Source organism: Asaia bogorensis NBRC 16594 (assembly GCF_001547995.1).
GTDB lineage: Bacteria > Pseudomonadota > Alphaproteobacteria > Acetobacterales > Acetobacteraceae > Asaia > Asaia bogorensis.
This window is the reverse complement of the sequence record NZ_AP014690.1, coordinates 335,914-361,603: the sequence shown is the minus strand read 5'-3', so window position 1 is coordinate 361,603 and position 25,690 is coordinate 335,914. Positions and strand designations below refer to the sequence as shown.

Here is a 25,690-nt window from a genome sequence, read left to right as displayed (position 1 = left end):
CCGGCTTCAGACCAGGCGGCCTGTCACGCGTGGGCTGATAGTGGAGATCGTCTTGTCATTGGGCGAGAGGGCAAGCGGCGGAAAAGCGCCATAAGCCTCTAGCTGGGAAAAATAATAGGACGTCACGACGTCGATACCGACATTACGCACCATCCGATCCAGACCGAGTTGCTGATATTCCTGCGCCCGCAGCGGCAGACAACATTCGAGCAGCCGGCGCGCGCCCTTGGGCGACACCACATAGGCGCATAGACCGAACGCCTGAAGCAGACGATAGGCAACGCTCTGACGATCCTGCGCCACAAACGATGCAGCGTTTTTCTGCATGCGCCGCTCATCAAACGTGATCACGCTGCGTGTCACGCCTGGCAAGGCGTCGATCGTGATCGGTGCATTGAAATTATAACCCAGCAGGACAACGTCCCACTCGGGCGGAAGGGTCGCGATCAATCGCGCGGATTCCGCCTCGAAGTTTCGGCACAACAGGGCGTCATCCTCGAAAATCATCAGTGCTTCGTTCTGATGCGCTGCATGGCTCCACAACCCCAGATGGGACAAGGCTGCCCCTATGGCGCCAGGCTTATAGACCAGCCCGGCATCGGCCATGCCACGCTCGACCAGTGACGCGAGCGGGATATCGCGCCCCTCTGTTCCCTCAACGCGTTCAATATCGGGCATATGGGCATTGGCAAGCCGAAATGCCTGCAGTCTCTCCGTATCACATGCCCTGTTGATGACGACCCTGCGCATAATACTCCCCTGCCATACCTGCCACCATTGCAGGAAAGCCATTCTAGCATAATGCCGGGCGACGGGAAAAACGCAGGGGTAAAATCATACCGGGACACTGACAGACAGTTGCCCCATGGGGCGAGCCACATACCCGTCAGGGCTTGCGCAGATCACCCAGCCGCGCATGAGCGAAGCAGTCAGTACCCACGCTGGTGGTCATAGAGAAGCGACGGATTTCCCCCGCGTTCCATCTCACGAATAACCTCCGCCACATAACGGACCTGTTCCTCCCGTGAGGCTTCGGAGGCCACGTGGGGGGTCAGCGTGATGGCCGGGTGATCCCATAGCGGCGAATGCGTAGACAGGGGCTCTTCGGCCACCACGTCCAGCACGGCACCGCAGAGATGCCCCGCATCCAGCAGGGCCAGCAGATCGGCCTCTACCAGATGATCGCCACGACCGACATTGATAAGCCCTGCACCGCGCGGCAATTGCGTTAGGGTTGCCTCGTTCAGGAGGTGTCGTGTCTGGGGGGTGCTGGGCAGGAGATTGACCAGCAGATCGGCCTGACCGAGAACATGCTCAAGCCCTTGCGACCCGCTGAAAAGACTGACAGGCCCGTCTGCGGTTTCCCCTCGCGAGCGACGCCAGGCGCAGACTTCAAATCCGGCACGCGCTAGGCTTTGCGCCACCACCGCCCCGATCTGCCCATAACCGAGCACAGCGACGCGGGTATTGGCGCTGGTACGCGAAACCAGATTACGCGCCCATTCATGCCGCGCCTGCTGCAAGGCCCATGTCCGGGCATCACGCAAGAGGGTCATGCACGCCCATAAAACATAATCGGCCATCAGCCGCGCCGTATCGCCACCCCCCATGCGCACGAGCGGCACATGACGGGGAAAGGCCGGACTTCTGACGAGGTGATTGACGCCTGCGCCCGTGCACAGGATACCGTGCAGATGCCCCATGGCGCGCAAATCATCGTCATCGGCCTCCCAGACCAGCGCATACTGCGCCGCATCACGGGGCGTGGCAGGATCGAACCAGGACAGGATCTCGATATCGGGCGCATGGGTGGCAAAGGAATCGCGCCAGCCTGCAAAGGCTTCCGGCCCATCAGCACTGATGATCAGACGTGGTGCCATGAATACGCTCTCCTGCCTGCATCAAAAAACATGATACCGTGTCGTCAGGCCAGACTGGCACGTCTGAGCGGCATCGTCATGCAGTGTATGCTGCCACCGCCTTGCGAGAACTCGTCAAGTTCAGGCTCCAGCACGGTCAGACCATGATCGCGCAACATGGCGTTGACGCGGCGCGAATGTCGGGGGCTCACCACACGCCCCTCACCCAGCGCCAGCACATTGCACGCCATATCACGCATGGCCTCCTTGTAGGTCACGGGAAGAATACGGATGCCCTGCGCCTCGAACCAGGCAAGGTCTTCATCCTCCAGCACATCCGTGACGCCAATGGCGAGGCCTTCGGTCACCATCGTGAAAATCACATCCAGATGCAGGAAATGCTCGGGGAAATGGACCATGCGGCATATCCAGCCTGCCGCTTCGAAAGGCTTGAGAAAGGCCTGCGCCCCCTCGACGGTTGTACGGCCGCCACTGACACCCACCACAACCAGGCCGGGACGGATGATATGGATATCACCCCCCTCGACATAACCCTCGGTGCAGTATCCGGTGATCTCGTCTTCGGCGTAAAAAGCCTCGATCCCCTCCTGCTCGGGCTGGCGCTCGGGGCGCATCAGGCGCGTGACAACCGTGCCCCATGGGGTCGTTTGCGACGAATCGCGTGTATAGACCTGATAGGGCTGGCCCTCCCGCGGGGTGAGGAAATGGCAATGAACGCCAGCCTCTTCCAGCACGTGTACCAACCCGGCAAATTGCGCTTTCAGCTTTGCCGGGTCCGGACGTGCGCCCGTGGCAAGGGTGCGTATGGCGATATCGTTGCTCGGGTTCCAGGTGTAGAAATCAGGCGGGCAGAGCAGCACATCCGACAATGTTCCGGTTTCGCTATCAATGAACCAGCGATTGGCAGTCATGCACGGCGCTCCTGTTGAAGGCAGACCCGGCGGGGCAGGTTCTGCCGGCTGCGACCCTGCCTGACGCAAGGCCCGATGAGGCATCTGGCAGGCCATCAACGCCCGTCAGGTATGAGCGAGGCTAGAAGCCACTGGATCATTTCTCAATTACAATGAGATGGAGTTTGGTTTGGCGTTTCATAAATTATCGCCTGCGCTCCACCCGGCATACTCCCTGTAACCGACCTGGCTTTTGCCAAAGCCCGACAGAAGGCTGGCAGATGAACGGTTGATCGTGTCGCAAGGGGAGATATCATCACGTGTTTGCTGAAGCAGGATTCCCGCCTTTGTCACGTATCCGCCCCAACGCCACGCCACGACGCCCACCTCGCGCCAGCGGGTTTCAGGGGCGTATCGCCGAGGTCGATCTGCGCCTTCTGCGTGTCTTTGCCTGCGTGGCCCAGCATGGCGGTTTCGCTGCGGCAGAACTGGCGCTGGGCAAGAGCAAATCCTCGATCAGCATTGACATTGCCGCCCTTGAAAACCGGCTGAGCATGGTGTTGTGCCACCGTGGGCGCGCGGGTTTTGCCCTGACGAATGAGGGCCAGGGGGTACTCGATGCCACGACGCGCCTTTTTACCGATATCGATCTGTTCCAGCAGCGCATCAATGATGTCAGCGGAACGCTCTCGGGACGGTTCTGCCTCTATCTGCCCGACAACATCCAGTTTCATGGCGAAACCGCCCTGTTGCGGGCCATCCAGATCTTTACCAGCCGCTATCCTGCGGTTGAGATGGATGTGCGCTCGGCCTCGACACGCGATGTGGAATTTGCCGTGCGTAACGGGACGGCAACGGCCGGGATTACGCTCTATCCGCACCAGCAGCCCGAAATGGAAGCAACCGCCCTCTTCAGCGAACGGTCCAATCTTTACTGCGGCGCCCGCCATCCGCTTTTTGACCGCCCGGAAGACACGATCGATATCGCCGCCCTCGCCGAGGCACGCATGATCAGTGTCAGCGATGCCGCATCTTCCCCGCGATGGGATGAACTGCGCCCCTCCATGAATTTTGCGGCGCGCGCCGATAATATCGACTCACGCGCCCTGCTGATCCTGTCGGGCATGTATGTCGGTTTTCTGCCCGAGCTGTTCGTGACGCAGATGGTCCAGCAGGACAGGCTGCGCCATATCGTGTTCAATGACCTGCATCTGGTGAATCATTTCTACTTCCTGATACATCCCACCCCGGAAAACGGGCTCATGGCCGAAACCTTCCGCGCCATTCTGGAAGAGACATGCTGATGCGCCGCCTCATCGCCTGCCTCGCGCTGCTGGTCGTGTTCCTCTCGCCAGCTTCAGGCTATGCCCAGGAACGCCCGGCCTTCATCGAAAACGGAACGCTGCGTATCTGCACCAATCCGACCCTGCCCCCCATGACATTCGTCAACGGGGCAGATCTCTCGGCGCTGGACGGGTTCGATATCGCGCTGGCGCGTGAGCTGGGCGCCTATTGGCATGTCCCCGTTCAGTTCGAGACGATGGATTTCACAGGGCTTTTCCCGAGCCTCGGGGCGGGGCGGTGCAGTCTGGTCATGAGCGGGGTGCTCAAACAGGCGTCGCGCGAGCGGCTGTTTGATGCGGTTGCCTATCTCGAAACCTCGCCGGTTGTGGTGGCCCCCAGCCAGATCGCTTCGGTAAGTAGTTTCGACGCCCTCGCGGGGCAGAGCCTCGCTGTTGAATCAGGCACGAGCTATGCCGCCCGTATCGAGGAAATCAACCAGGGCCTGGCTGCACGCGGCAAGGCCCCGATCATGCTTCAGCAATATCCGAGCGAAGATCAGGTGGTGCAGCAGGTTCTGGTTGGACGGTCACAGAATTTCCTGAGTCAGGATGTCGAGCTTTTCTATCGACAGGCCCAGCTGGGCAGCAAGCTCCATGTCATCTTCACCCCTTCCCTACCGGGCTATTCGGAGTTCGCGATCTATCTGCGCCGCACCGGGCAGGACAAGGCGCTGCTGGATGGGGCCATCGCCACGCTGAAGCAGCAGGGCAAGATCGCAGCCCTTGAGAAAAAATGGAATGTCGGCCCGGCTGCTCGAGCGGCGCTCGGTGTGCACAGTGAAAGACCGCGCTTCAACACAACCACGTTTTTCTCAGCCCTTTTTTCGATGGCGTTCCTCAAGGGCGCCGTCATGACGCTGGCGATTGCGCTCGCCTCTCATGCAGCGGCCATCGTTATTTCCATTCCCATTGCCCTGAAACTCAATGCCCCGCGCTCACTCTGGCATCCTTTCCTGCGGGCCTACGTCGCCGTTTTTCGTGGTGCGCCGACATTGCTGCAGCTTCTCTTCATCTGGAATGCGCTGCCGCAATTCTTTCCGGTATTTCGCGAGAGCTGGTTTTCGCCTTTTCTGGCCACATGGATCTGTCTGTCGATCAATGAATCGGCCTATCAGGTCGAGATCAATCGGGCGGCGCTGAGCGCCATCGACCCCGGACAGCTGGCAGGGGGGCAGGCTCTGGGCATGAGTCAGGCACAGATCTACCGCCATGTGATCTTTCCCCAGGCCCTGCGCGTGGCACTGCCGCCTACCATCAATGAATTCATTTCACTGCTCAAGACAACCTCGCTGGCTTCGGTCATCTCCCTGCAGGAGCTGCTGTTCATCACGCAGGTTCAGGTGGCGCGAAGCTTCGAGTTTACCGAATATTACGCTGCGGCGCTGGTCTATTACCTTGTGATGGTATTTGCCTTCCTGCACCTGCAAAAGCGCATTGAAACACGCTTTGTCTGGGCAAGCCGCGCCGGGAGCGCCGCCAGACCCGGGATGACCACGGAAAACCCTGCAGACAGGGCAGCGGCTGGCACCGCAGCTGTGGAGACATCAAACCATGTTGCATAATCTGCCCCCCAACCCCGATTGCGCCCTCAGCCTGCGCAAGCTCAGCAAATTCTATGGCGAGTTTCTCGCGCTGGACCGGGTGAGCCTCGATATCGATCATGGCGAGAAAATTGTCGTTCTGGGGCCATCAGGATCAGGGAAATCGACCTTTATCCGCACACTGAACCGTATCGAGCCCCATGATAGTGGGGTGCTCATGATCGATGGTGAGGTGATCGACAACAAGACAAGCCTGCCCCTGCTGCGCGGGGCAGTGGGGATGGTGTTCCAAAATTATAATCTCTTTCCGCACCTCACCGTGCTGGAAAACTGCACACTCGCCCCGCGTCTTGTCCGCAAGGCCCATCGCGATGCAACGGAATCGCTCGCCCGAGGCTATCTGGAGCAGGTGGGTATCGGCGAACAGGCCGATAAATACCCGATCCAGCTTTCAGGCGGGCAGCAGCAGCGTGTCGCGATTGCCCGCGCCCTGTGCATGGCGCCCGATATCATTCTCTTCGACGAACCTACTGCGGCTCTGGACCCGGAAGCCATCAAGGGTGTGATCAGCATTATCAACGCCCTGGCTGAGCGACGCATCACCACAATCTGCGTCACGCATGAAATGGGGTTTGCGCGCCATATTGCCGACCGCGTGGTGTTCATGGACAAGGGCGTCGTGCTGGAGGCTTCCCCCCCGGAGAAGTTTTTCACAGCACCCGATACGGCCCGTGCGCGCCAGTTTCTGGACCAGATGATTCACCACACGTGACAAAGGCGTCTCAAAACGCGTGATCCCGGAAGATTTGCCATAATTCCATGAATGACGCGATATGGGTAACGATCTGACAAAGTGAGGTTTGGTTTTTTTCAATCGAACAGGATGTCGTTTCGCCTCTTCAATGACTGGGAAGCCACTGACGGGAGTCCTTTTCATGATGACGCGCCTGCCCAAAGGATTTCGCCGCCTCACCAGCACGGCGCTTTCGCTCTCTGCCGGGATCGTTCTGGTTGGCTCGGGATTGGAGGGGTCCTGTATGGGCGGTGTGGCCCATGCAGCAACAAGCCCGTACACCACGACACCCAATCATCCCCTTCATGGCGCTTCCCCATCCCGCGCCACCCATACGCCGCGCAGCAGCACCCATGCCTGGCGCCATGCAGCACCCCATTCCGACCCGGAGGCCATTCAGGTCACGGGATCACGCGCTCAGCGCTTCCTGACAACGGCGGCCACGGTCAATGTGCTGAGTGGCCGCGAGTTGCAGGAACTGCACATCACCAGCCCCAAGGATATTGCAGCCTATACGCCGGGCCTTACCGCGGTGAATGCCACTTCGGGCAGCACGCCTGTCTTCTCGATCCGCGGGATCGGGCTCGACGATTATACCGGCAATAACATGGGCGGGATCGGCATCTATCAGGACGGCGTCTTTGCCCCCTATCCCGTGTTCTATACGGGGCAGATGTTCGACACCCAGTCCGTCGCCGTCGAGAAGGGGCCGCAGGGTTTCGATTACGGGCGCAGTTCGACAGGTGGGAACATTGCGGTCGAGACGGTCAAGCCCGATGGCAAATTCGGCGGCTATGTGGATTGGGGCTATAGCAGCTATGGCACCAACACGGCGAGTGCAGCGGTCAATGTGCCGATCTCCGACCGTGTCCAGAACCGCACCGCCTTTTCCTATATCAATGGCGATGGCTGGCAGCGCGATATCCACACGAACAAACGCTATGGCTCGCAGGATCAGCTGGGCTTGCGCAATCTCACGCGCTTTCTGATCGATGACCGTTCCAGCCTTTTGCTGAACATCCATTACACGCGCGACAAGGGCATTTCGATGTCGCCGCAGGATACGGATGGCGATGCGGTCAACGGCTTTCCGACCGGAACGGTGGGTGTGGGGCCAAATGCGTCCTATAACGCGGTCAATGTGGGTACGAACCGCGTCGGCCGTAACGAAAATGGCGGCGGCGTCTCGATCAATTACACCCATGATTTCAACTGGGGGCAGTTCGTCTCGACCACCGCCTTCGACGCCTTCCGTCGCAGCGATTATGATAATTACGATGGCGAATCAATCAACGTCGGTGATTATCACTGGAATGACACGTCCCTCGCCCAGTCCCATGACATGCATCTCAGGATGGATCTGGCGAAACGTTTTCACCTGACGGTGGGCGTCTATGAATCCTGGGACAAGATCAACGGGGCCTATACGAGCTACCGTTCCTTTCTGCTCGGCGTGCCCAACGGCAATCTGACAGACCGTTTCGTGCAGCAGAATGTCTCGACCGGGCTCTATATCAACACGGTCACCAATGTGCTGCGTAATCTCGATTTCATCGCCTCGGGCCGTTTCTCCTGGGATGATCGTGGCTTCAATGGCGGGACGATCGACGATGCTGGCGCACTCACGACCAAGGGTGCCTATCTCTCACGCCTCGACACCACCCATTCCTATGCCCGCCTGACAGGGCGCGTGGGGCTGCGTTACACTATCATGCCCGGCACACAGGTCTATGCCACCATTTCCAACGGCTACAAGGCGGGCGCCTATTTTGCGGCCCCTGTTTCTGCCCCTCAGGCACTCGATTATGTGCGTCCTGAAAACATGATCGCTTATGAAGTCGGCGCCAAGACAAGCCTGCTGCACAACCATGTGCAGATCGAAGGCGCGCTGTTCGATTACGAATATCACAACCGCCAGACGCTGTTCGTGGCTGAAATGCCCATGAACATCACCTCACTCAGCCTTGGGCCTATCCCCCGTGCCCGTACCCGCGGCGGCGAATTGTCGAGCACATTGCATGATCTGATCCCCAATCTCGATCTGCGCGGCTCCTTTGCCTATCTCGATGCACAGGCGACCAATGCGGTGAATGATATCGGCGGTCTGCCGCTGCTTTCCTCCGTCACCGCTCATTCGGTGCTGCCTTTCGCCCCGCGCTTCTCCTGGAATGCCGTGGCACGTTATGGCATCGACCTGCCCCGCGCCTATCGCATGACGCTCCAGACCAGCTATACCTGGAAAGACAATATGCTGGTGGCCTTGGGTGACCCCAATGGCGTGACCGACAAGATCAGCTCTTTCGGGATGCGGATGGAGGTGGGGCCGAAAACCGGCAAATGGACGGCCGCCGTGTATGTCGACAACATGCTCAACAAGCACGGCAACACCTATTCCTTCACAGGCTCGGATAATTCCCGCGTGCAGTTCCTTCAGACGCCACGCTGGATCGGCTGCGATCTGCGCTATAATTTCTGATCCGATACAAGCATGACGGGAGACGACACGCCGATGCGCCTCGACAGCTTCCTAACACTCTGGGGCGATACGCGTCCCTGGGTTGAGGCAATCGCCGATGCCCATCGTCGGGGTTATGACGGGATCGAGGCGCGTATCCCGGAGCCGGAAAACCTCGCTACCTGCCGCACGGCCCTGCGCGACACCGATTGCCCCTATATCGCCATTGCCCTGACCGGCGGCGGGGTCATCCCCCGCCAGTGCGCGACGCTGGACGACCATCTAGCCGATCTGGATGAGGCCCTCGGGCGCGCCGTGCTCCTCTCCCCCCGCTTCGTGAACGTGCTGGGCGGCAATGATCGCTGGAATGCTGCGCTTCAGGCCGAATTCATCGGTCGTGCGATGGGGCTGGGACAGAAGCACGGGCTGACGCTCAGCTTCGAGACCCATCGCGCCCGGCTCTGCGCCACGCCCTGGATCACGCTCGATGTTATCGTGCAAATACCCGAAGCGCTTTTTACCGCCGATATCAGCCATTGGGTGGTGGGCTGCGAAAGACTGCTCGATGACCCCTGCGATGATTTCAGTGGATTCATCGCGCGTGTGCATCACGTTCAGGCACGCGTGGGCTATGATCAGGGACCGCAGGTTTCGCATCCGGCGGCACCTGAAAACCAGAAGGCACTCGATTTTCACCGCGATTTCTGGCGCCGAATCTGGGTGTCGCAGCGCGCACGCGGCTACGATGTCACAACGCTGACACCGGAATGTGGCCCCGATGGCTACACCCATACCTTGCCCTTCACCGATCTGCCCCTTGCCGACCGCCATGCCATGAATGACTGGCTCAGGCAGGATCAGGTCAGATCCTTTGCGGGGTGCTTCCCCGCTTCAGCAGGAGAGTCCTGACATGACAGAAGAGACCTTCACGTCCATTCCGGTAATCAATATTGCCGGGCTGTATTCGGCAGACAAGACCGATCGTCAGAAAGTGGCGGCGGCGCTGCACGAAGCAGCCAGCAGGATCGGGTTTTTCTATATTGCCGGCCATCGCGTTGCGCCCGAACTCATCGCCGATCTGCGCCAGGCGGCGAAGGATTTCTTCTCCCAGCCTCTGGAGGAGAAAATGAAGCGCTATATTGGTAGTTCCGCCTCTCATAAGGGCTTCGTTCCGGAAGGGGAGGAAATCTACAACAAATCCCGCCCCGACCATAAGGAAGCCTTCGATATTGGCTTCGAGGTTCCTGCCGATCACCCTCTGGTCCAGGCCGGAACGCCGCTTCTCGGCCCCAATGACTGGCCCGACATCCCGCTGTTCCGCGAGCGGGCGAGCGCCTATTACAAGGCCGTTTTCGAGTTGGGGCGCGTGTTGTTTCGTGGTTTCGCCCTCGCGCTGGGGCTCGATGAGCATAGTTTCGACGATGTCGCGCAATTTCCCCCGTCGAAGCTGCGCATGATCCATTATCCCTTCGATGGTGAGGCGCATGACGCACCGGGCATTGGCGCGCATACGGATTATGAGTGCTTCACCATCCTGCTGGCTGACCAGCCGGGTCTGGAAGTGCTGAACGGCAAGGGTGAGTGGATCGATGCGCCGCCCATTCCGGGGAGTTTTGTGGTCAATATCGGCGATATGCTCGAAATGATGACGGCGGGGGCTTTTGTCGCCACCGCCCATCGCGTGCGCAGCGTGAAGGAGGAACGCTATTCCTTCCCGCTTTTCTATGCCTGCGATTATCATCACGAAATACGCCCCCTCCCCGCTTTCGAGAAGGGCGACACCGCCTATGAGGCCGTGAAAATCGGGGATCACATGTGGGCGCAGGCCATGCAGACCTATTCCTATCTCATTGCCAAACGCGAGCGGGGTGAAATTGCCTTGCCTGAGGGAACACGACGCACCAATACATTTGGGCATTTCAGCAAGACGGGAGTGACCGCATGACCGCCCAGACCGAAAAGGAATTGCGCGAGGAACTGGCCGCCGCCTATCGGCTCTACGCGCAGTTCGGCCTGACCGACATGGTCTACACCCATCTTTCCGTGCGTTTGCCCGGAGAGGGGCATCGCTTTCTGGTCAATCCCTATGGGCTGCTTTTCGAGGAGATCACGGCGAGCTCGCTCGTAGTGGTGGATTCAGAAGGGCACCCCCAGCAGGAGACGAGCTGGCCGGTCAATCCGGCTGGGTTCGTGATCCATTCCGCCGTGCACCGGGCCCATCCCGAGGCAGACTGCGTGATGCACAGCCATACTCTAGCGGGCATGGCCATTGCCGCGCAGGAAGAGGGAATCCTGCCCCTGAACCAGATCAATATGGAGTTCTACGGGCGCATCGGCTTTCACCCCTATGAGGGTATTGCGGCGGACGACAATCTGAGCGAGCGCGAGCGTCTGGTGCGCGATCTGGGCGACCATATGGGGCTGATTCTGCAAAATCACGGCCTGCTGACCATTGGAAGCACCGTGGCTCAGGCCTTTTACCGCATGTATTATCTGGAACAGGCCTGCCGCGTGCAGCTGGCCGCGCAATCGACCGGGGCCAGGCTGCATTGCCCGAGCGAGGCCGAGGTGCTGCGCGCGCGCCAGCAATTCGAGACAGACCCCGATCAGGGGCAGATGATCTGGAAGGCCCTGCGCCGCAAGCTGGATCGTGAGCAACCGGATTACAAGAACTGAGCCAGGGAATGCGCCCTTTGCAGGGCATGAGGCAACCGCTCGGAAAATTAGTCGCCCTCACAAGACGCCCATCCGGAAGCCTATTCCATGGGGCACTTCCCATGGCTCTTATCCGGGCTGTGCATCCGGATGCCTGAGAGCGGCCCAGAACGTAAAAAACCCTCCGGGCTTCGCGGCCCGGAGGGTTTTTCATGTCAGACGAGCGAGAGGATCAGAGAACGACCTTCACGCCGAACTGGAAGGAGCGAAGAACGACACCGTTCTGGGTCCAGGAAGAGTTGTAGAGATAACCGCCATAGGTGCCGAAATCGTAAGGCGATTTGAAGCCAAGCAGATTGTAGACGTTGGCATAGGCGCTCCAACGGCGGTTGAACTGATAGTTCACCGTCAGGTCGACATCCCAGAAGCCCTTGACCTTGCACTGGCCCAGCGGAACGAAGCTGCTCGACTGGAGCGCGTCTGCGCAATTGCCTGCCGTACCAGATCCGGTCTGATCTTCAGCCGTCGTGCGATAACCGCTGGTGTAATAGACTGTCGGCGTGACAGCCAGCTTGCGCCATGACAGCGTGTTGGACCAGTTGGCGCGCCAGCGGGGCGTTCCCGAGGCCGAAACCGCACCATACGGCCCAAGCGTTCCGGCATAGCGATAGACCGAGCCATCCGGATTGGTCAGGTTCATGCGACGAACGAAGGTTGCTGTGCCCTTGCTGTACCAGTGGACTTCATGAAACACGCCGGGAAGCTGCGTGTTGGCTTCGAAGGACAGGTCGAAACCGTCAGTCACGAGCTTGTTCGTGTTGACGTAGCCCAGATTGATGATGCCGGGGCGCAGCTGACCGCTGGGGTTCTGCGGATCGGCGATATCCGGGGTAACCGTTACACCGGTCGGCAGGGCTTCGCCTGCGAGATAGGCATTGGCCACGTTGGTGGTGCCAACCGGGTTAGGCGCGATGTAGTGGTTCTTGCGGATATAATAGTAATCCGCCATCAGGGTCAGCCAGCGGGTCGGGCGGAAGATCGGCCCACCCGAGAAATTGGTCGAGGTTTCAGGACGCAGGTTTGGGTTACCGGCCGTGTTCGAGCCGATATAGTAATTCTGCGCGTAGTTGTTGGGCGTACCGTTGGCGTTCAGATGCTGGCTGATGAAGTTGGCATTGTTGGGCGTGTAGGTGGTGTAGCCTACATTCGACCCGCCCGTTTCAGCAAAGCTGGGAACGCGGAAGCCCTTCTGGAACGTGCCGCGGATCGTCAGCTTTTCGGTCGGCTTGAACTGCACGCCGAATTTCGGCGAGAAATGGCTGAAGCCTTCTGAATAATGATCGTAACGGCCCGAGGCATCGGCACTCAGCATCTTAACAATCGGCGCCTCAGCCTGGAAAAAACCTGACTCGACCCAGCGGCTGCCCTGAGCATTCACAGGATTGATATAGCTGGTGTACTGGTTGGCCGGATTGGCCGTATCGAGCGGGTTGGCGTTCGGATCGTTCAGGGCTTCGTAACGAATGTTGCCGCCGATGGCGAGCTTGGCCATACCACCCGGCAGGTGGAACAGACCCTTGCTGAGCGTGGCTTCGCCTGAATATTCCTGTGTGCGCGCATTGATGACATTACGCGGCGCGATGGCGTTCAGCACCGACTGCGAGTTCTGCGACGGATCCACGAAATTGTAGCTGCCGCTGGTAATGGCGTTCTGGATGCCGGAGATGGTCGGCACGCCCGTGATCGTCTGGTTCAGCAGCGTGTTCATGCCAACGAAGTTGACGTCGTAATTCCAGTCTGAACCCCAGCGCGACGGATGCCAGCCATTGTAGCGCACCGAGCCACGGAAGTTCTGGCTCGTGTCCATGGTGGTCGGAATCAGATCGCCGAAACGGTAATTGACCTGAGCCTGCTCACCCTGTGCGGCGTAAGGGTTGTTCGGGTTGAGCGAGCCATCAGCCAGATAGACAGGCAGATAGGTGTTCTGCGCTGTCGCCAGCTTTGCCTGGCTGTAGGACGTGCCGCCATAGGTCGAGTAGGGCGTACCGGTGATGATGGAACGCGCCTGCGACCAGGTGAACATGGCTGTCAGCTGTGAACGCTCGGTGACATTAGCCGTGAAGTGAGCCGTGGCACTGACGCGACGCAGGTCAGGCGCGACCTGGGCGTATTTCTGTGTATTCCACGAGCAGGCCTGGCTTATGCCGGTGCTTCCGCCAACAGTTCCTGTAACCAGGCCATCGAGGCCACGGCAACCCGCCTGCTGGTTCAGAAGCGACCAGGGTGCCGTATTGGTGCCGGTTCCCGTTACAGGACGTACGAGCGCTACGGTCGACGGCGCGAAATTGGTGATCGAGCCACCCGAGACGATGTTATCGTTACCGTTGCTGCCACCGATCCCGGTCAGGTCACCATTGTTATACGGTGAATTGAGCTGACGGTAATAAAGCGGATCGTCCTGCTGATATTCCGAGTTGATGTAGAAGTTATAGCCGTCCTTGTGCAGGTCGCCATGACCCCAGGTGGCGTAGAGGCGCTGATGCCCCGCATCGCCACGCTGCGTCAGGCCACCTTCGGCGTTACCCTCGAAACCCTTGATTTCCTTACGGGTGATCATGTTGACCACACCGGCAACGGCGTCAGCACCATAGGTTGCCGAGCCGCCATCCTGCAGCACGTCCACGCCCTGCATGATGGATTGCGGCATCCAGTTGGTGTCGACAAAGTTGCGCTCGCCGTCATCGGCCAGCGGATAGTACGACAGGCGCTGCCCATCCATGAGGACCAGCGTCGAATCCGTGCTGAGACCGCGGAGCGACGGAGCCGATGCACCGGCGGCAAAGCCACCACCCGCCGACCAGGCATTGGTCAGATTACCTGCACCGTTGGAAGACAGGAGCTGCAGCGCATCGGTCACGGTCTTGATGCCACGCTGCTGCATGTCCTTCATGGTGATGTGCGTAATCGGTGACGCACTGGTCGTGTTCGGATCGCGGAACAGCGAGCCCGTCACCATGATGGTTTCGGGGCGCGAGGTCGCAGGAGCGTCCCCAACCGGTGCGGAAACAGCCCTGGCACGCGTCGAGCGGCTCTGGGCATTGACCTTCACCTTGCTCTTGGCAGGAGCCTTGGCAGCATTGACAGGGATTGTCGATGTTTCAGAGGCCGAAACACTCTGTGCCCGTGCGTCACTGACGAAATGCAACAGAGCGACACAGGCTGTGGCACTCATGAGACCGGCGGCAAGCGGTCGCTTGCGTCGGGTTGACGGGGCGACGATCGGGTTATGGCGACCCGAATCGTGCGTCTCTCTTGGGAGCAGCGTCATGGAACGTTCCGTCAAAATGGGTTAATTCGCGATATTACGCATCGCAACGTTCCCAAGCCGTAACGGAAGATTGTTAACGCCCGCAAGGCGCGTTACATTTATATTACATAGTTCGAGCAATGCTGTGCAACAAAGTCACACTGCCTGAAGCACCGTTACCAATCAGAAATCATTTTCTGTCAGTTACTTACAACGATCACAGATCATCGGGCTCTCGGGTGGCTCAGCTCTATTTCGAGAAAAACCGAAATTTTTGGGAACCATTAATCGTTAACTATTGACAGGAGCACACATCATTCCCCTGCGCGGGCATCGGCATGAATGGGGGTCGCATGAAACAAAAAAGGCGGGGCTTCGCGCCCCGCCTTTTTCTCCTTCGTCTCAAGAAGGAAACCGGTCACTCAGTGGGAGAAACCCTTGGCTGAAGCGCGGGTGGAGTGGAGATGAGCTTCCACTTCCGGGTCCAGCTTCAGGAAGTAGGTCAGAACCGCACTGATGAAGTAGATGATGGAGTAGACAACCATCACACCGAACACCCCGAAGGCAGGCTCGAAGATGTAGACGATGGCCGGGCCGATCCAGACACTGGCACCTGCACCGAGGTTCAGCAGCGACATGGCGGCTGCCTTGTTCTCGGGAGCGAGGTAAGGCATCAGCGCGGACAGCGGCACATAGCCAGCCAGGGTCATGCCATAGAAGGCGCCGGCAATCATGACGATGAACAGGTGGTCAGGGCCCAGCAGCGTCGGTGCGAAATACAGTGCCATGGTGCTCAGCGTCGAGCCGATACCACCCATGATCAGCACCGTGTAGCGCCAGCTCAGCTTGTCACTGATGATACCCAGGAACAGGTTGAAGAAGATGTTGCTGATGAAGATGGCCTGAAGAACAGCCAGCCACTGCCCCATGGTGAAGCCGAGCGTATGGGTGAAGTAGAGCGGCATGAACACCAGGAAGCCGAACTCGGCTGAAGTGTTGATGGCGCGCACAATGCAGCCAATACCCACTTTCGGACGCTGCCAGCCGATGGCCAGCGACATGAACAGGGTCTTGATGGCTCCCTTGTTGCCAGTTTCGACGCGAGGCACGCGGTTCATGCCGAGCAGGGCCAGCGCACCACCGAAGACGACGAAGCTCAGGGCGACCCAGAGGGTTGCATAACCACCGATGATGGGCAGCAGGACACCGGCAATCGTCGTACCCAGCGTGGGCAGGCCTGCCGTGAAGCAGAACCAGAACCAGCCGACGGCGGAGCCCAGTTTCTGCACGGGCGCCGTGTTCACAACCCAGACGAGAAAGCCGAAGGCGAAGAGCGGATAGCCAAAGCCACGCAGACCGTAGAACAGCGTGATCAGTGTCCAGGACTTGGACGGCAGGGCGAAACCCAGGAACCCGATCTGGAACAGGATCCAGATAGCCAGACCCACAAGCATGACCTTGCGGCTGCCCCACATGTCGGAAAGGGCACCCGAGGCCCAGGCCGATACAGCTGCCGTCAGGCCATAGATGGTGAACAGGCCGGCGACGTCATGCTCCTGAAAGCCGAGCGAGACGAGATAGGGAGAGAGGTAACCACTCTCTACGCCGTCCCCGATCATGAAGAGCAGAGTACCGATAAAGCCCCAGATCATGATCGGCGGAATGCCGGCCCATGAGATGAACCGTCCGAAAGCCGTCTGTGGCTCAATGTCTGGCAAAGTGTCGGTTGCGGACCGTGCCCCGCCGACGAATGTCCCGCCTGCCATTGTGTTTCTCCTGAGTCTCAAAAAAGGCATCTTGCTGCCCTGCAGCGTGCCTGGCCCGTCCTCCTTTGCGCGGGTTGCCCCCCTCCGGCAAATCACAAAAAAGAGTTATAGTTACCAGACGGTCTGTTCGTATGAGACATTCAGGCTGTCAGAGTTGGTATGATAAACGTTTTTTAATGAGATCATATAAGAACTTTTATAGAACGAAATATGTATTACCACCCCAAGATGACAAGAATTTGAATTGTCTACCCATGAAACTATGTATTCCACAGATATAAGTCTTACGCTTATACCTAGGACGCATTCCGACTAACCATCACGCTATCGTGCATGGATTGTATGAAAATCTCATAGTTAGATATTTTTATTCGATGGCTACATTGCTTTTGTAGTATTCTCTTAATGCAACAAAATGGGTATTATTCATGCTTCGCAAAACAAGCTTCATGAACAGAGTTTAATACATATCATTTCATCAGCCGAATCTAACATTGCGGCCACTGGCCGGATCAGACCGAGGGCTTCTCATGACAACCCGCAAGCAACGCGCCAACGCCATCCGTATCCTGGCCATAGATGCCATCTTCAAGGCCCAGTCCGGCCATCCCGGCACGCCAATGGGCATGGCTGATATCTCTGAAGTGCTGTGGCGTGAGGTGATGCGCTACAACCCGGCCAACCCTGGCTGGTGCAACCGTGACCGCTTTGTCTATTCCAACGGCCACGGCTCGATGCTGCTCTATGCCCTGCTTCATTTGAGCGGGTTCGATCTGACAATCGAGGACATCAGGCAGTTCCGCCAACTCCATTCCAGAACGCCCGGACATCCCGAATTCGGCTATGCACCCGGGATCGAAACCACCACCGGCCCACTGGGACAGGGTATCGCCAACGCTGTCGGGATGGCGCTGGCAGAAAAGACTCTGGCCGCCCAGTTCAATCGCCCCGGTCTACCCATCGTCGATCACCACACCTATGCCTATGTGGGTGAAGGTTGCCTGATGGAAGGCATCTCGCATGAAGCCTGCGCTCTGGCGGGCACGCTCGGGCTCGGCAAGCTGATCACCCTCTATGATCGCAATATGGTCACCAATGATGGGCCGATCGACGGGGTCTATACCGATGATACGCGCAAGCGTTTCGAGGCCTATGACTGGCAGGTAATCGGCGAGATTGACGGGCATGACCCCGATGCTGTGCTTGGCGCACTCAATGCGGCACGCGCCGAAACCACGCGCCCTAGCCTGATCATCTGCCGTACCACCATCGGTCAGGGTTGTTCCGAAGGCTATGCCGGCACCAACAAGGTGCATGGCGGTGTTCTTCCTGCCGATGAGATCGCCAGAATTCGTGAGCGTCTGGATTGGGCCAGTCGGGCTTTCGAGATTCCTGACGCCATCTATCGTGACTGGGATCATCGCCCTGCCGGTGAGGTGGCCGAGGCCGCCTGGAACGATCTGTTCTCCCGCTATCGCGATGCCTACCCGGATCTGGCTGCCGAATTCACCCGCCGTCAGGCCGGCGCCTTCCCCGCAGACTGGGCAACCCTGTCGCGTGAGTTCGTCGCTACCCTGCAGGCAGCCCCCAGGGATATTCCCTCGCGCAAGGCATCGCAGAACGCCATTGAGGCCTTTGCCCCCCATCTGCCCGAAATGTTCGGCGGCTGTGCCGATATAACCCCAAGCTGCCTCACACGCTGGTCAGGGTCTTCCTCTGTCTGCTTCGACGCAGCCGGCAATTACGTCGATTACGGGGTGCGCGAATTCGGCATGGTCGCCATGGCCAATGGCATTGCCCTGCATGGCGGCCTCATTCCTTACACCGCGACCTTCCTGATGTTCATGGAATATGCGCGCAATGCCGTGCGCATGGCAGCACTCATGAAACAGCGTCAGATTCTGGTCTATACGCATGATTCCATCGGTCTGGGCGAGGACGGGCCCACCCATCAGCCTGTCGAACAGCTCGCGAGCCTGCGCCAGACGCCCAATATGGTCACCTGGCGCCCCTGCGATCAGGTCGAGACGGCCATCGCTTGGGTCAGCGCGCTTGAACGTCGTGACGGACCCACCGCCTTTTCGCTCTCGCGCCTGCCGCTCAAGCAACACAGCCGCAGCGAGGAACAACTGTGCAATGCCTGGCGCGGTGGCTACATCCTTTCCGACTGCGCGGGCATCCCTGACCTCATCCTGATTGCTACAGGCTCGGAGGTCACACTGGCCATGGACTCCGCCACCCTCCTGCGCAACCGGAATCTCGCGGTCCGGGTGGTTTCCCTGCCCTCACCCGAAACCTTCGATGCCCAGGACGCAGACTATCGCGAAAGCGTCCTGCCCGATGGCGTGCGCACCCGTCTGGCCATCGAGGCCGCAAGCACGATGTACTGGGCACGCTATGTGGGGCTCGATGGTGATGTCGTGGGCATGACGGGCTTTGGTGAATCCGGCCCGGCACAGGATCTGTTCCGCCATTTCGGCTTCACGACGGCCAATGTCGTCACGCGCGCCGAAGCGCTTCTCGCCCGTCACGCCAGGCGCCTTAGCGCCTGACAGCACGCTCTTTCCCGGCATTTCTGCGGGCGGCACCCACCCATGCCGCCCCCACCCATACTGGATAAATTCATGGACCTTTTCGATCTCTCCGGCGATGTCGCTTTTGTCACCGGGGCCGGAAGCGGCATCGGGCAACAGATCGCCATCGGCCTTGCCGAAGCCGGAGCTTCGGTTGCCTGTTTCGACCTCCCCGGCTCACGTCAGGGCCTCGACGAGACTGCCGACCGTATCCGCGGTCTCAAACATGCCGCGCTGGTCTGCACGGGTGATGCAACCGACGAAACCAGTCTGGCCGATGCCATTGCGGCCACACAGGCCGAGCTCGGCCTGCTTTCGGTTGCCGTCAATGCCGCAGGCATCGCCAATGCCGCCCCGGCCGAGGAGATGGGACGCGACCAGTGGCAGCGCGTGCTCGATATCAATACGACAGGCGTCTTTCTCTCCTCTCAGGCCGAGGGTCGCGCCATGCTGGCCAATGGTCGTGGGTCAATTGTCAACATCGCCTCCATGTCCGGCGTGATCGTCAATCGCGGTCTGATGCAGGCGCATTACAATGCGTCCAAAGCCGCCGTCATTCATCTGAGCAAGAGCCTTGCAATGGAATGGGCAACGCGCGGCGTACGTGTGAACACCATCAGCCCCGGCTATACCGCTACCCCCATGAACACACGCCCCGAATGGGCCGAGCGTGTGAAGGTGTTCGAGAACGACACCCCCATGAACCGCATTGCCGTCCCGCGCGAAATGGTGGGGCCCGCCATTTTCCTCTCCTCCCGCGCTGCGTCCTTCTGCACCGGAGTCGACCTGCTTGTAGATGGCGGTTTCTGCTGCTGGTGAGGGTGCGCAGGGTTCTGCCCCGAGACCCTCAGAGGGGCGGAAACCTGCGAAACCTGTTTTGCGTCATCCTGTCTTTCGCCCGTTCCGCCGTTCATCTGTGGATGGGGAAATCCCTGTTGCTGGCACGGCTGTTCAGGGCGCTGCCCTGGTACCCGCAAAGGGGCGTTGGCCCCTTTAATCCCGCATTATTGTGCCGTTCAGTTTTTACTCATGGGGCGGGACGTAAGGCCGGACATATCGGCCTTGTAAGCAGAACCCATTCGACGCGCCCTTCACGCCTTGTCCTGCGTCACTGCGTTTCGTGTCGCAGAGGATCTGCGCGCTCGGACTCGAAAACAGGCCCTTATTTTCGGCCTTCAGGAGGCAAGACGCTCTATGGGAAGTTCGAGCGTGTGCTTGATTTCCGACAGAGCCACCATTGAGTTGACCTCCTGTATTCCCGGGATCAGGGCCAGTCTTTTCAGAAAGAACTGCTCGTAGGATTCGATATCCCGCGTCACGATGCGCAGGATGAAATCAACCGAGCCAAGCAGAACGTAGCAATCCTGCACTTCAGGGAATTCACGTATGGCCTCCTCGAACGCAGCCAGATTGGCGCGGGCATGGGCTGTGAGCTTCACCAGAGCATAAACCTGCGCGTTCAGCCCGATCTTGCGCCGATCCACCAGATAGACCTGTTTTTGCAGGATTCCGGATTCCTTGAGGCGCTGTATGCGACGCCAGCATGGCGCCTGCGAGAGCCCGACAGATTCGGCCAGCTCGGCCGTCGGGCGTGATGCATCCTGCTGGAGCAACTGCAGCAGATGGCGGTCAATCGCATCCAGATCTTCAAGCATCTTCATACCTCAAAAACGGTCTCTATCCGCATATTTTATGCGTATGATCCATATTCTGGAAGCTGAAAACGCAATTTTTATCAGAAGATTGCATGATACCGTTCCGGCAAAAGGATGCTGGCTCAACTGGCCAACATCCCGCAAAAACGCCCTTTCTGGAGCCAGACCATGTCAGCCAGCTTCGCCAAGACAAGCACGCTCGACGCCCGCAGTGGTGCCGATATCCTGCTCGAAATCCTCGCAAGCGAGGGGGTCGAGTATATCTTCGGCAACCCCGGCACGACGGAGCTTCCTCTTATGGATAGTCTGCTGCGCCGGCCCGATATCAGCTACATCCTCGGCCTGCAGGAGGCGAGCGCCGTGGCCATGGCCGATGGCTATGCCCAGGCAGCGGGCCGACCAGGTTTTCTCAACCTGCATACAGCAGGCGGCCTGGGTCATGGCATGGGTAACCTGCTCAACGCCCATGTCTCGCAAACACCTCTTGTCGTCACGGCAGGGCAGCAGGATCTGCGCCACGCCGTGACCGATCCGCTCCTGTTTGGTGATCTTCTGAAAATTGCCGAGCCTGCGGTGAAATGGGGCAAGGAAGTTGCCTCTGCCGAGCAACTTCCCACGCTGGTTCGGCGCGCCTTTCATGACGCCGATGCCGCACCTTCCGGCCCGATCTTTCTGTCCTTGCCCATGGACGTGATGGAGGAGATGAGCACCGTCAGTGCCGGGGCCCCTTCACGCATCGACCGCAATGCCGTCGCCGGCGCCCTGCCAGAACTGGCAAATGCCCTTGCCGCCATCGCGCCCGGGCGCCTTGCCCTGATTGCAGGCGACGAAATCCATGCCAGCCGCGCCGCCGCCGAAACGGCCGCTCTGGCCGAGACACTGGGTGCGCCCGTCTATGGCTCTTCCTGGCCCTCGCGCGTCCCCTTCCCGACCGCCCATCCGCTATGGCGTGGCAACCTGCCCACCACGGCGCGCGGTATTGCCGAAGTGCTCTCCCAGTATGACGCCATTTTCGCCATTGGCGGCAAATCGCTCATTACCATTCTCTATACCGAAGGCTCGGCTATTCCTGAGGGGTGTACCGTCTATCAGCTTTCTGCCGATGTGAACGATCTTGGGCGCACCTATCCCACGGCGCTCTCGACCTGCGGCCATCTGAAGGCATCGCTCAACGCGCTACAGTCATTGGTGGAAAACGCCTCGCTTGCCCATGCCCCCGCCTATGACGCCCTGCGCCGCAAAGCGGCCACGCAACGCGCCTCGGAGCGCGCCACCCTTCATGGCCGCGCTGATGCGGCCATGAATGAGGCAGTTATCCCACCCATTCTTGCTGCGCGTGAGGCTGTACGGGCCGTCGGCCCCGACACCCCGATCGTGGATGAGGCCATTGCAACATCGGGTTTTGTCCGCAGCTTTCTCGAAAGCAGCGATCCGTCCCAATACTCCTTTCTGCGCGGCGGGGCTTTGGGGTGGGGCATGCCCGCTGCCATCGGCTGCTCACTCGGCCTGAAGCGCGAGCCTGTCGTGTGCCTCGTGGGTGATGGCGCGGCGCTTTATTCGCCCCAGGCGCTCTGGACGGCCGCTCACGAAAACCTCCCCATCACCTTCGTTGTCATGAATAACTGCGAATATAACGTGCTGAAAAACTTCATGCGTGGTCAGCAGAACTACACGGCTGCACAGACCGGACGCTTCATCGCGATGGATATCGTCAACCCCACCATCGATTATCAGGCACTCGCCACCTCCATGGGCCTGCCTGCCCAGCGCCTGACACGCGCTGGCGATATCGCCCCCGCCATCCAGGCCGGTATTGCGAGCGGCAAGGCCAATCTGATCGAGATCATGATCAGCCGCTGAATGTTGCGGCGAGGGTTCTGCCCTCGCCTCGACACGGGGCCTCGCTGCGTTAGACCCACTTTTACAACGCCAGATGGAAGAACTGGTTATGCGCGGTGGCCTTATACGGGCCGAAGGGCGGACCACTCTCGAACCCGTAGCGGCGATAGAGCCTTATCGCAGCCTCGAACGATGGTGACGTCCCGGTTTCGAGGCTCAATCGCAACAGACCACGCGCTCTGGCAGCCTCGATAAGCGTGCCCAGTATGGCCGCTCCAGCGCCACGCCCGAGAAAATCGGGGTGGGTCCGCATGGATTTGACCTCTCCCACACCCTCACCGAACTGCTTCAGCGCCCCAATGGCGGCGACACGCCCCTCCATACGCGCAGTCCATACCGTAACCTCGGGCGTGGTCAGTCCGGAGAGATCAAGGGCAAAGCGAAACGCCTCTGGCGTGCTTTCCGCCATGCCCGACAAATGCAAGGCCAGCAGCGCCCGACTTTCCGCGCTGGAGAGATCGTCGATCCCTATTTCCATGAGCCAATATGCCTCCCCTGTTGCCTGAGCAGATCCAAAGCAGGAGAATGATCGCAAAGTAGTCCGTGCCCCCTGCGCTCTCCTGCATTTGCCTGATGATGGGCACACCTTCCCAAGGATCGTTACCTTTGTCAGCCATTTTTCCGCACAGCGTTCTCGACCAGGCCGAAGCGTATCTGGCTTCCCAGCCAATTCAGGGTGGAGGCACCTTGCTCGATGCATCCGGCGCCGTCCTCTATAGCGACGTCATGACGCTTGTACCGGGTCCGGTCTATTTCCTTGGCCTTAATCCCGGGGGGAGCCCTGACAACAACCGTGACGGCACCATACGACACTCACTAACTGCCAGCCGAGCAGGGATAAATGCGTTTCTGGATCAGTCATGGGGTGACCCGCCAAGAAACTCGCCCTCAGGAGAGGCGCCATTACAGTGCCGTATACGCAAACTGTTTGCGATGATGGGGCTGGAGACACGCAAGATTGCCGCGAGCAATCTAGTATTTACCCGGTCACGCAATCTGCGTTTGCATATGAATTTTGAGAACGCCATTGCGCAATGCCGCCCTGTTCATGAATTCTTTATCGACGCTATCCAGCCGGAATTAATTCTTACGCACGGCAACCGCGATACATTCAGACGGGGAATAGGCGCGCATTTTACCGAAAATCACGAGGCGCATCATGCTGGCTGGAAGATTCACTCAGGCACATGCGCGATTGCCGGTCGGACCATTCCCGTCATAAACATGCCTCACCTTTCATTCTGGGCCATCAACGCGGAAACGCCAAAAGCCAAGCGACGACGTGCCATTCTTCGCACCCTTTTCAAGGAATATGGTTTTTCACCACGATAACCCGCCATCAATGACCCGCTCCGCAATCAGACCCATTCGCCCGATCACGGCACTTCAAACTTGGTCAAAAGCCAGCCATAGCCAGCCAACAGATCCTCGGGATGCCGGCGTGTCAGCGCGGCCAGACAGGCGACATCCTCAAGGGGGCCCGCTGTTCCACCGCCATAGCGCCCATATTCGGCATGGCAGAGCTGGTCCCGGTAGACCAGCCACAAGCGCTCAGCCTGCCTCAGCGGCTCACGATCGCTTAATCGCGGCTGGTCGCTACGCTAAAAAAGGGCAATAATTCGTTGATAATACCTGTTGAGCGCAGCGTCCTCCTGCCGCCTGACCTTTTCAAGACAGTCATAGGTTCCAGCCTGTCCCATTTGCCCATTCTGGCCCCTACAGGCTTCCATGAGCGGCTCGTCCTCGTTCATCCTCTGGGCATGGGCGCCAGGGGAAATGCCGCAAAGCACAGCGATGGCAAACTGGCGTACGATCCTCTTCATCGTTCATGCTTTCTTGAGAAAACATTGAACTGAAACGCCTGAATCGTGCCGTTCGGCGTTTCATGTAAGTGATCGACCGTTCGGAGCAGGGTAAAATCTTTCCCCAACAGGGCACACAGCGATGCGCTGTCATAACGCATGACAGGCAGGCCGGAACAGCGAAGGGGCCCATCTGGGGAAAAACCGCCTATGACTGCAATGCCACCGGGCAGGAGAGCTGATCGCAAGGCGGCAACGTAGCGTGCCTGATCGGCGGCTTCTGTCAGGAAATGCAGCGCCGCGCGGTCGTGCCAGACCGTGTAGTGCCTGTCTGGCGACCATGCCGTGACATCAGCGACAATCACATGATGCCGCGTGCCGAAAGGCGCGAGCCGTCTGGCAACACCAGACAGGGCGACAGCAGAAAGATCGAGGCTCGTGACCTCGGAAAATCCAGCTTCAAGAAGCCTATCGGGCAAGAATGAGGCCCCGCCCCCGATATCGATTACCGGCCCCTTCCCGGGGGCCGCTTGCATAATCAGGTCAAGCGACAGGGTTGGATAGGGCTCGTACCAGCTACAGCCTGTCGAGGGTTTGTCCGTATAGACCCTGTCCCAGTAATCCTGACGACGCTCCATGTTCTCTTGCCCTTCATACTACCCCCGGTTCTCTATCCTGCCGAGCGACTCGATAAAATACCGGCCTCCAGCCCGGGTGGGCATATACAGACCGCACAAAGACCATTCCATTTGACGCGATGACAACCCCAGCTCGTGCCCGATCAATCGCCAGGCAACGCGTGATGCGTTCTGAATAACCTTGCCTGCGTGCGGGCCTTTGCAGGTCTCTCCCATGCGTATCGATCCGCGGCAGTACAGTTCACTGCCTGCTAGAGCTGCATTATCAACCAGTCACGCATCAACCCGAGACCAACACTATATGTCGAATTGAATTCTGTTCGATGAATTCTTGATGACTTCCCCGTTTTAAGTAGTCGGTCCTTCTGCAATGCTCTTTGATGCGCCGCGTCATTCCCTGCCTTTTCAGGATCTGTCGATGCGCTTTCGCCACCTACTTCATTCATTTCCAACGATCAGCCACACGATGCTTGTCTCGGGGCTTACCGTGGGA

General features: G+C 59.0%; 19 protein-coding genes and 1 pseudogene. 11 read left to right on the top strand and 9 right to left on the bottom strand.

The window, feature by feature from the left end:
* Positions 1-6 precede the first annotated feature (6 nt).
* The 3 genes from Asbog_RS01655 to Asbog_RS01645 all read right to left on the bottom strand — a co-directional run bounded on the left by Asbog_RS01655 (position 7) and on the right by Asbog_RS01645 (position 2,791).
* Positions 7-750, bottom strand: a complete 744-nt coding sequence (locus Asbog_RS01655) for a glycosyltransferase family 25 protein (RefSeq protein ID WP_062163849.1) — start codon at positions 748-750, stop codon at positions 7-9.
* Between the two features lie 179 nt (positions 751-929).
* Complete coding sequence (locus tag Asbog_RS01650) at positions 930-1,880, bottom strand: 2-hydroxyacid dehydrogenase (protein WP_062163848.1); 951 nt, start codon at positions 1,878-1,880, stop codon at positions 930-932.
* Positions 1,881-1,924: 44 nt separating this feature from the next.
* The gene (locus Asbog_RS01645) at positions 1,925-2,791 is read right to left on the bottom strand and encodes a dimethylarginine dimethylaminohydrolase family protein (protein WP_062163847.1); all 867 of its coding nucleotides are present in this window, start codon (positions 2,789-2,791) and stop codon (positions 1,925-1,927) included.
* Between the two features lie 326 nt (positions 2,792-3,117).
* Between Asbog_RS01645 and Asbog_RS01640 the strand changes: the two genes are divergently transcribed.
* From Asbog_RS01640 to Asbog_RS01610, 7 genes are all read left to right on the top strand, one after another.
* Positions 3,118-4,074: a LysR family transcriptional regulator gene (locus tag Asbog_RS01640; protein ID WP_062163846.1), complete on the top strand. Its 957-nt coding sequence runs from the start codon at positions 3,118-3,120 to the stop codon at positions 4,072-4,074.
* On the top strand, positions 4,074-5,675 hold the full coding sequence (locus tag Asbog_RS01635; RefSeq protein WP_083510910.1) for an ABC transporter substrate-binding protein/permease: 1,602 nt from the start codon (positions 4,074-4,076) through the stop codon (positions 5,673-5,675). The genes Asbog_RS01640 and Asbog_RS01635 overlap by 1 nt, the downstream gene beginning before the upstream one ends.
* The gene (locus Asbog_RS01630) at positions 5,665-6,426 is read left to right on the top strand and encodes an amino acid ABC transporter ATP-binding protein (protein ID WP_062163845.1); all 762 of its coding nucleotides are present in this window, start codon (positions 5,665-5,667) and stop codon (positions 6,424-6,426) included. The genes Asbog_RS01635 and Asbog_RS01630 overlap by 11 nt, the downstream gene beginning before the upstream one ends.
* 163 nt (positions 6,427-6,589) lie before the next feature.
* Positions 6,590-8,923, top strand: coding sequence for a TonB-dependent receptor (locus Asbog_RS01625; protein WP_231944626.1), 2,334 nt, complete (start codon positions 6,590-6,592; stop codon positions 8,921-8,923).
* Positions 8,924-8,935: 12 nt separating this feature from the next.
* Positions 8,936-9,811, top strand: coding sequence for a sugar phosphate isomerase/epimerase family protein (locus Asbog_RS01620; RefSeq protein ID WP_231944625.1), 876 nt, complete (start codon positions 8,936-8,938; stop codon positions 9,809-9,811).
* Position 9,812: 1 nt separating this feature from the next.
* A complete protein-coding gene (locus Asbog_RS01615) occupies positions 9,813-10,847 on the top strand; it encodes an isopenicillin N synthase family dioxygenase (protein WP_062163843.1) in 1,035 nt (344 codons plus the stop codon).
* Positions 10,844-11,578 (top strand): class II aldolase/adducin family protein, encoded by a 735-nt coding sequence (locus Asbog_RS01610; protein ID WP_062163842.1) that lies wholly within the window; start codon positions 10,844-10,846, stop codon positions 11,576-11,578. The genes Asbog_RS01615 and Asbog_RS01610 overlap by 4 nt, the downstream gene beginning before the upstream one ends.
* A 211-nt stretch (positions 11,579-11,789) precedes the next feature.
* Here Asbog_RS01610 and Asbog_RS01605 read toward each other — a convergent pair whose 3' ends face one another.
* Positions 11,790-14,885 (bottom strand): TonB-dependent receptor plug domain-containing protein, encoded by a 3,096-nt coding sequence (locus Asbog_RS01605; RefSeq protein ID WP_062163841.1) that lies wholly within the window; start codon positions 14,883-14,885, stop codon positions 11,790-11,792.
* A 401-nt stretch (positions 14,886-15,286) separates the two neighbouring features.
* Positions 15,287-16,630 (bottom strand): MFS transporter, encoded by a 1,344-nt coding sequence (locus Asbog_RS01600; protein ID WP_062163840.1) that lies wholly within the window; start codon positions 16,628-16,630, stop codon positions 15,287-15,289.
* Positions 16,631-17,160: 530 nt separating this feature from the next.
* Here Asbog_RS01600 and tkt point away from each other — a divergent pair.
* Both tkt and Asbog_RS01590 read left to right on the top strand, forming a co-directional pair.
* Entirely contained in the window at positions 17,161-19,182 is a 2,022-nt protein-coding gene (tkt, locus tag Asbog_RS01595) for a transketolase (protein WP_062163839.1), read from the top strand.
* Positions 19,183-19,254: 72 nt separating this feature from the next.
* Positions 19,255-20,022: an SDR family oxidoreductase gene (locus Asbog_RS01590; RefSeq protein WP_062163838.1), complete on the top strand. Its 768-nt coding sequence runs from the start codon at positions 19,255-19,257 to the stop codon at positions 20,020-20,022.
* Positions 20,023-20,378: 356 nt separating this feature from the next.
* Here Asbog_RS01590 and Asbog_RS01585 read toward each other — a convergent pair whose 3' ends face one another.
* Complete coding sequence (locus Asbog_RS01585) at positions 20,379-20,864, bottom strand: Lrp/AsnC family transcriptional regulator (RefSeq protein ID WP_231944623.1); 486 nt, start codon at positions 20,862-20,864, stop codon at positions 20,379-20,381.
* A gap of 162 nt (positions 20,865-21,026) precedes the next feature.
* On the opposite strand from Asbog_RS01585, the gene Asbog_RS01580 reads away from it, so the two are divergent.
* Positions 21,027-22,718 carry a thiamine pyrophosphate-binding protein gene (locus Asbog_RS01580; RefSeq protein ID WP_062165638.1) on the top strand — a complete coding sequence of 564 codons (1,692 nt, stop codon included), beginning with the start codon at positions 21,027-21,029 and terminating at the stop codon, positions 22,716-22,718.
* Positions 22,719-22,779: 61 nt separating this feature from the next.
* Here Asbog_RS01580 and Asbog_RS01575 read toward each other — a convergent pair whose 3' ends face one another.
* Positions 22,780-23,235, bottom strand: a complete 456-nt coding sequence (locus tag Asbog_RS01575) for a GNAT family N-acetyltransferase (RefSeq protein ID WP_062163837.1) — start codon at positions 23,233-23,235, stop codon at positions 22,780-22,782.
* A 128-nt stretch (positions 23,236-23,363) separates the two neighbouring features.
* Here Asbog_RS01575 and Asbog_RS01570 point away from each other — a divergent pair, with 128 nt between their 5' ends.
* Positions 23,364-24,089 (top strand): uracil-DNA glycosylase family protein, encoded by a 726-nt coding sequence (locus Asbog_RS01570; RefSeq protein WP_062163836.1) that lies wholly within the window; start codon positions 23,364-23,366, stop codon positions 24,087-24,089.
* A 44-nt stretch (positions 24,090-24,133) separates the two neighbouring features.
* Here the strand turns inward: Asbog_RS01570 and Asbog_RS14140 are convergent.
* Both Asbog_RS14140 and Asbog_RS01560 read right to left on the bottom strand, forming a co-directional pair.
* Positions 24,134-24,325, bottom strand: a pseudogene (locus Asbog_RS14140) (lysozyme inhibitor LprI family protein); the annotation flags it as partial.
* Positions 24,326-24,576: 251 nt separating this feature from the next.
* Positions 24,577-25,197, bottom strand: coding sequence for a class I SAM-dependent methyltransferase (locus Asbog_RS01560; protein WP_062163834.1), 621 nt, complete (start codon positions 25,195-25,197; stop codon positions 24,577-24,579).
* Between the last annotated feature and the right edge of the window lie 493 nt (positions 25,198-25,690).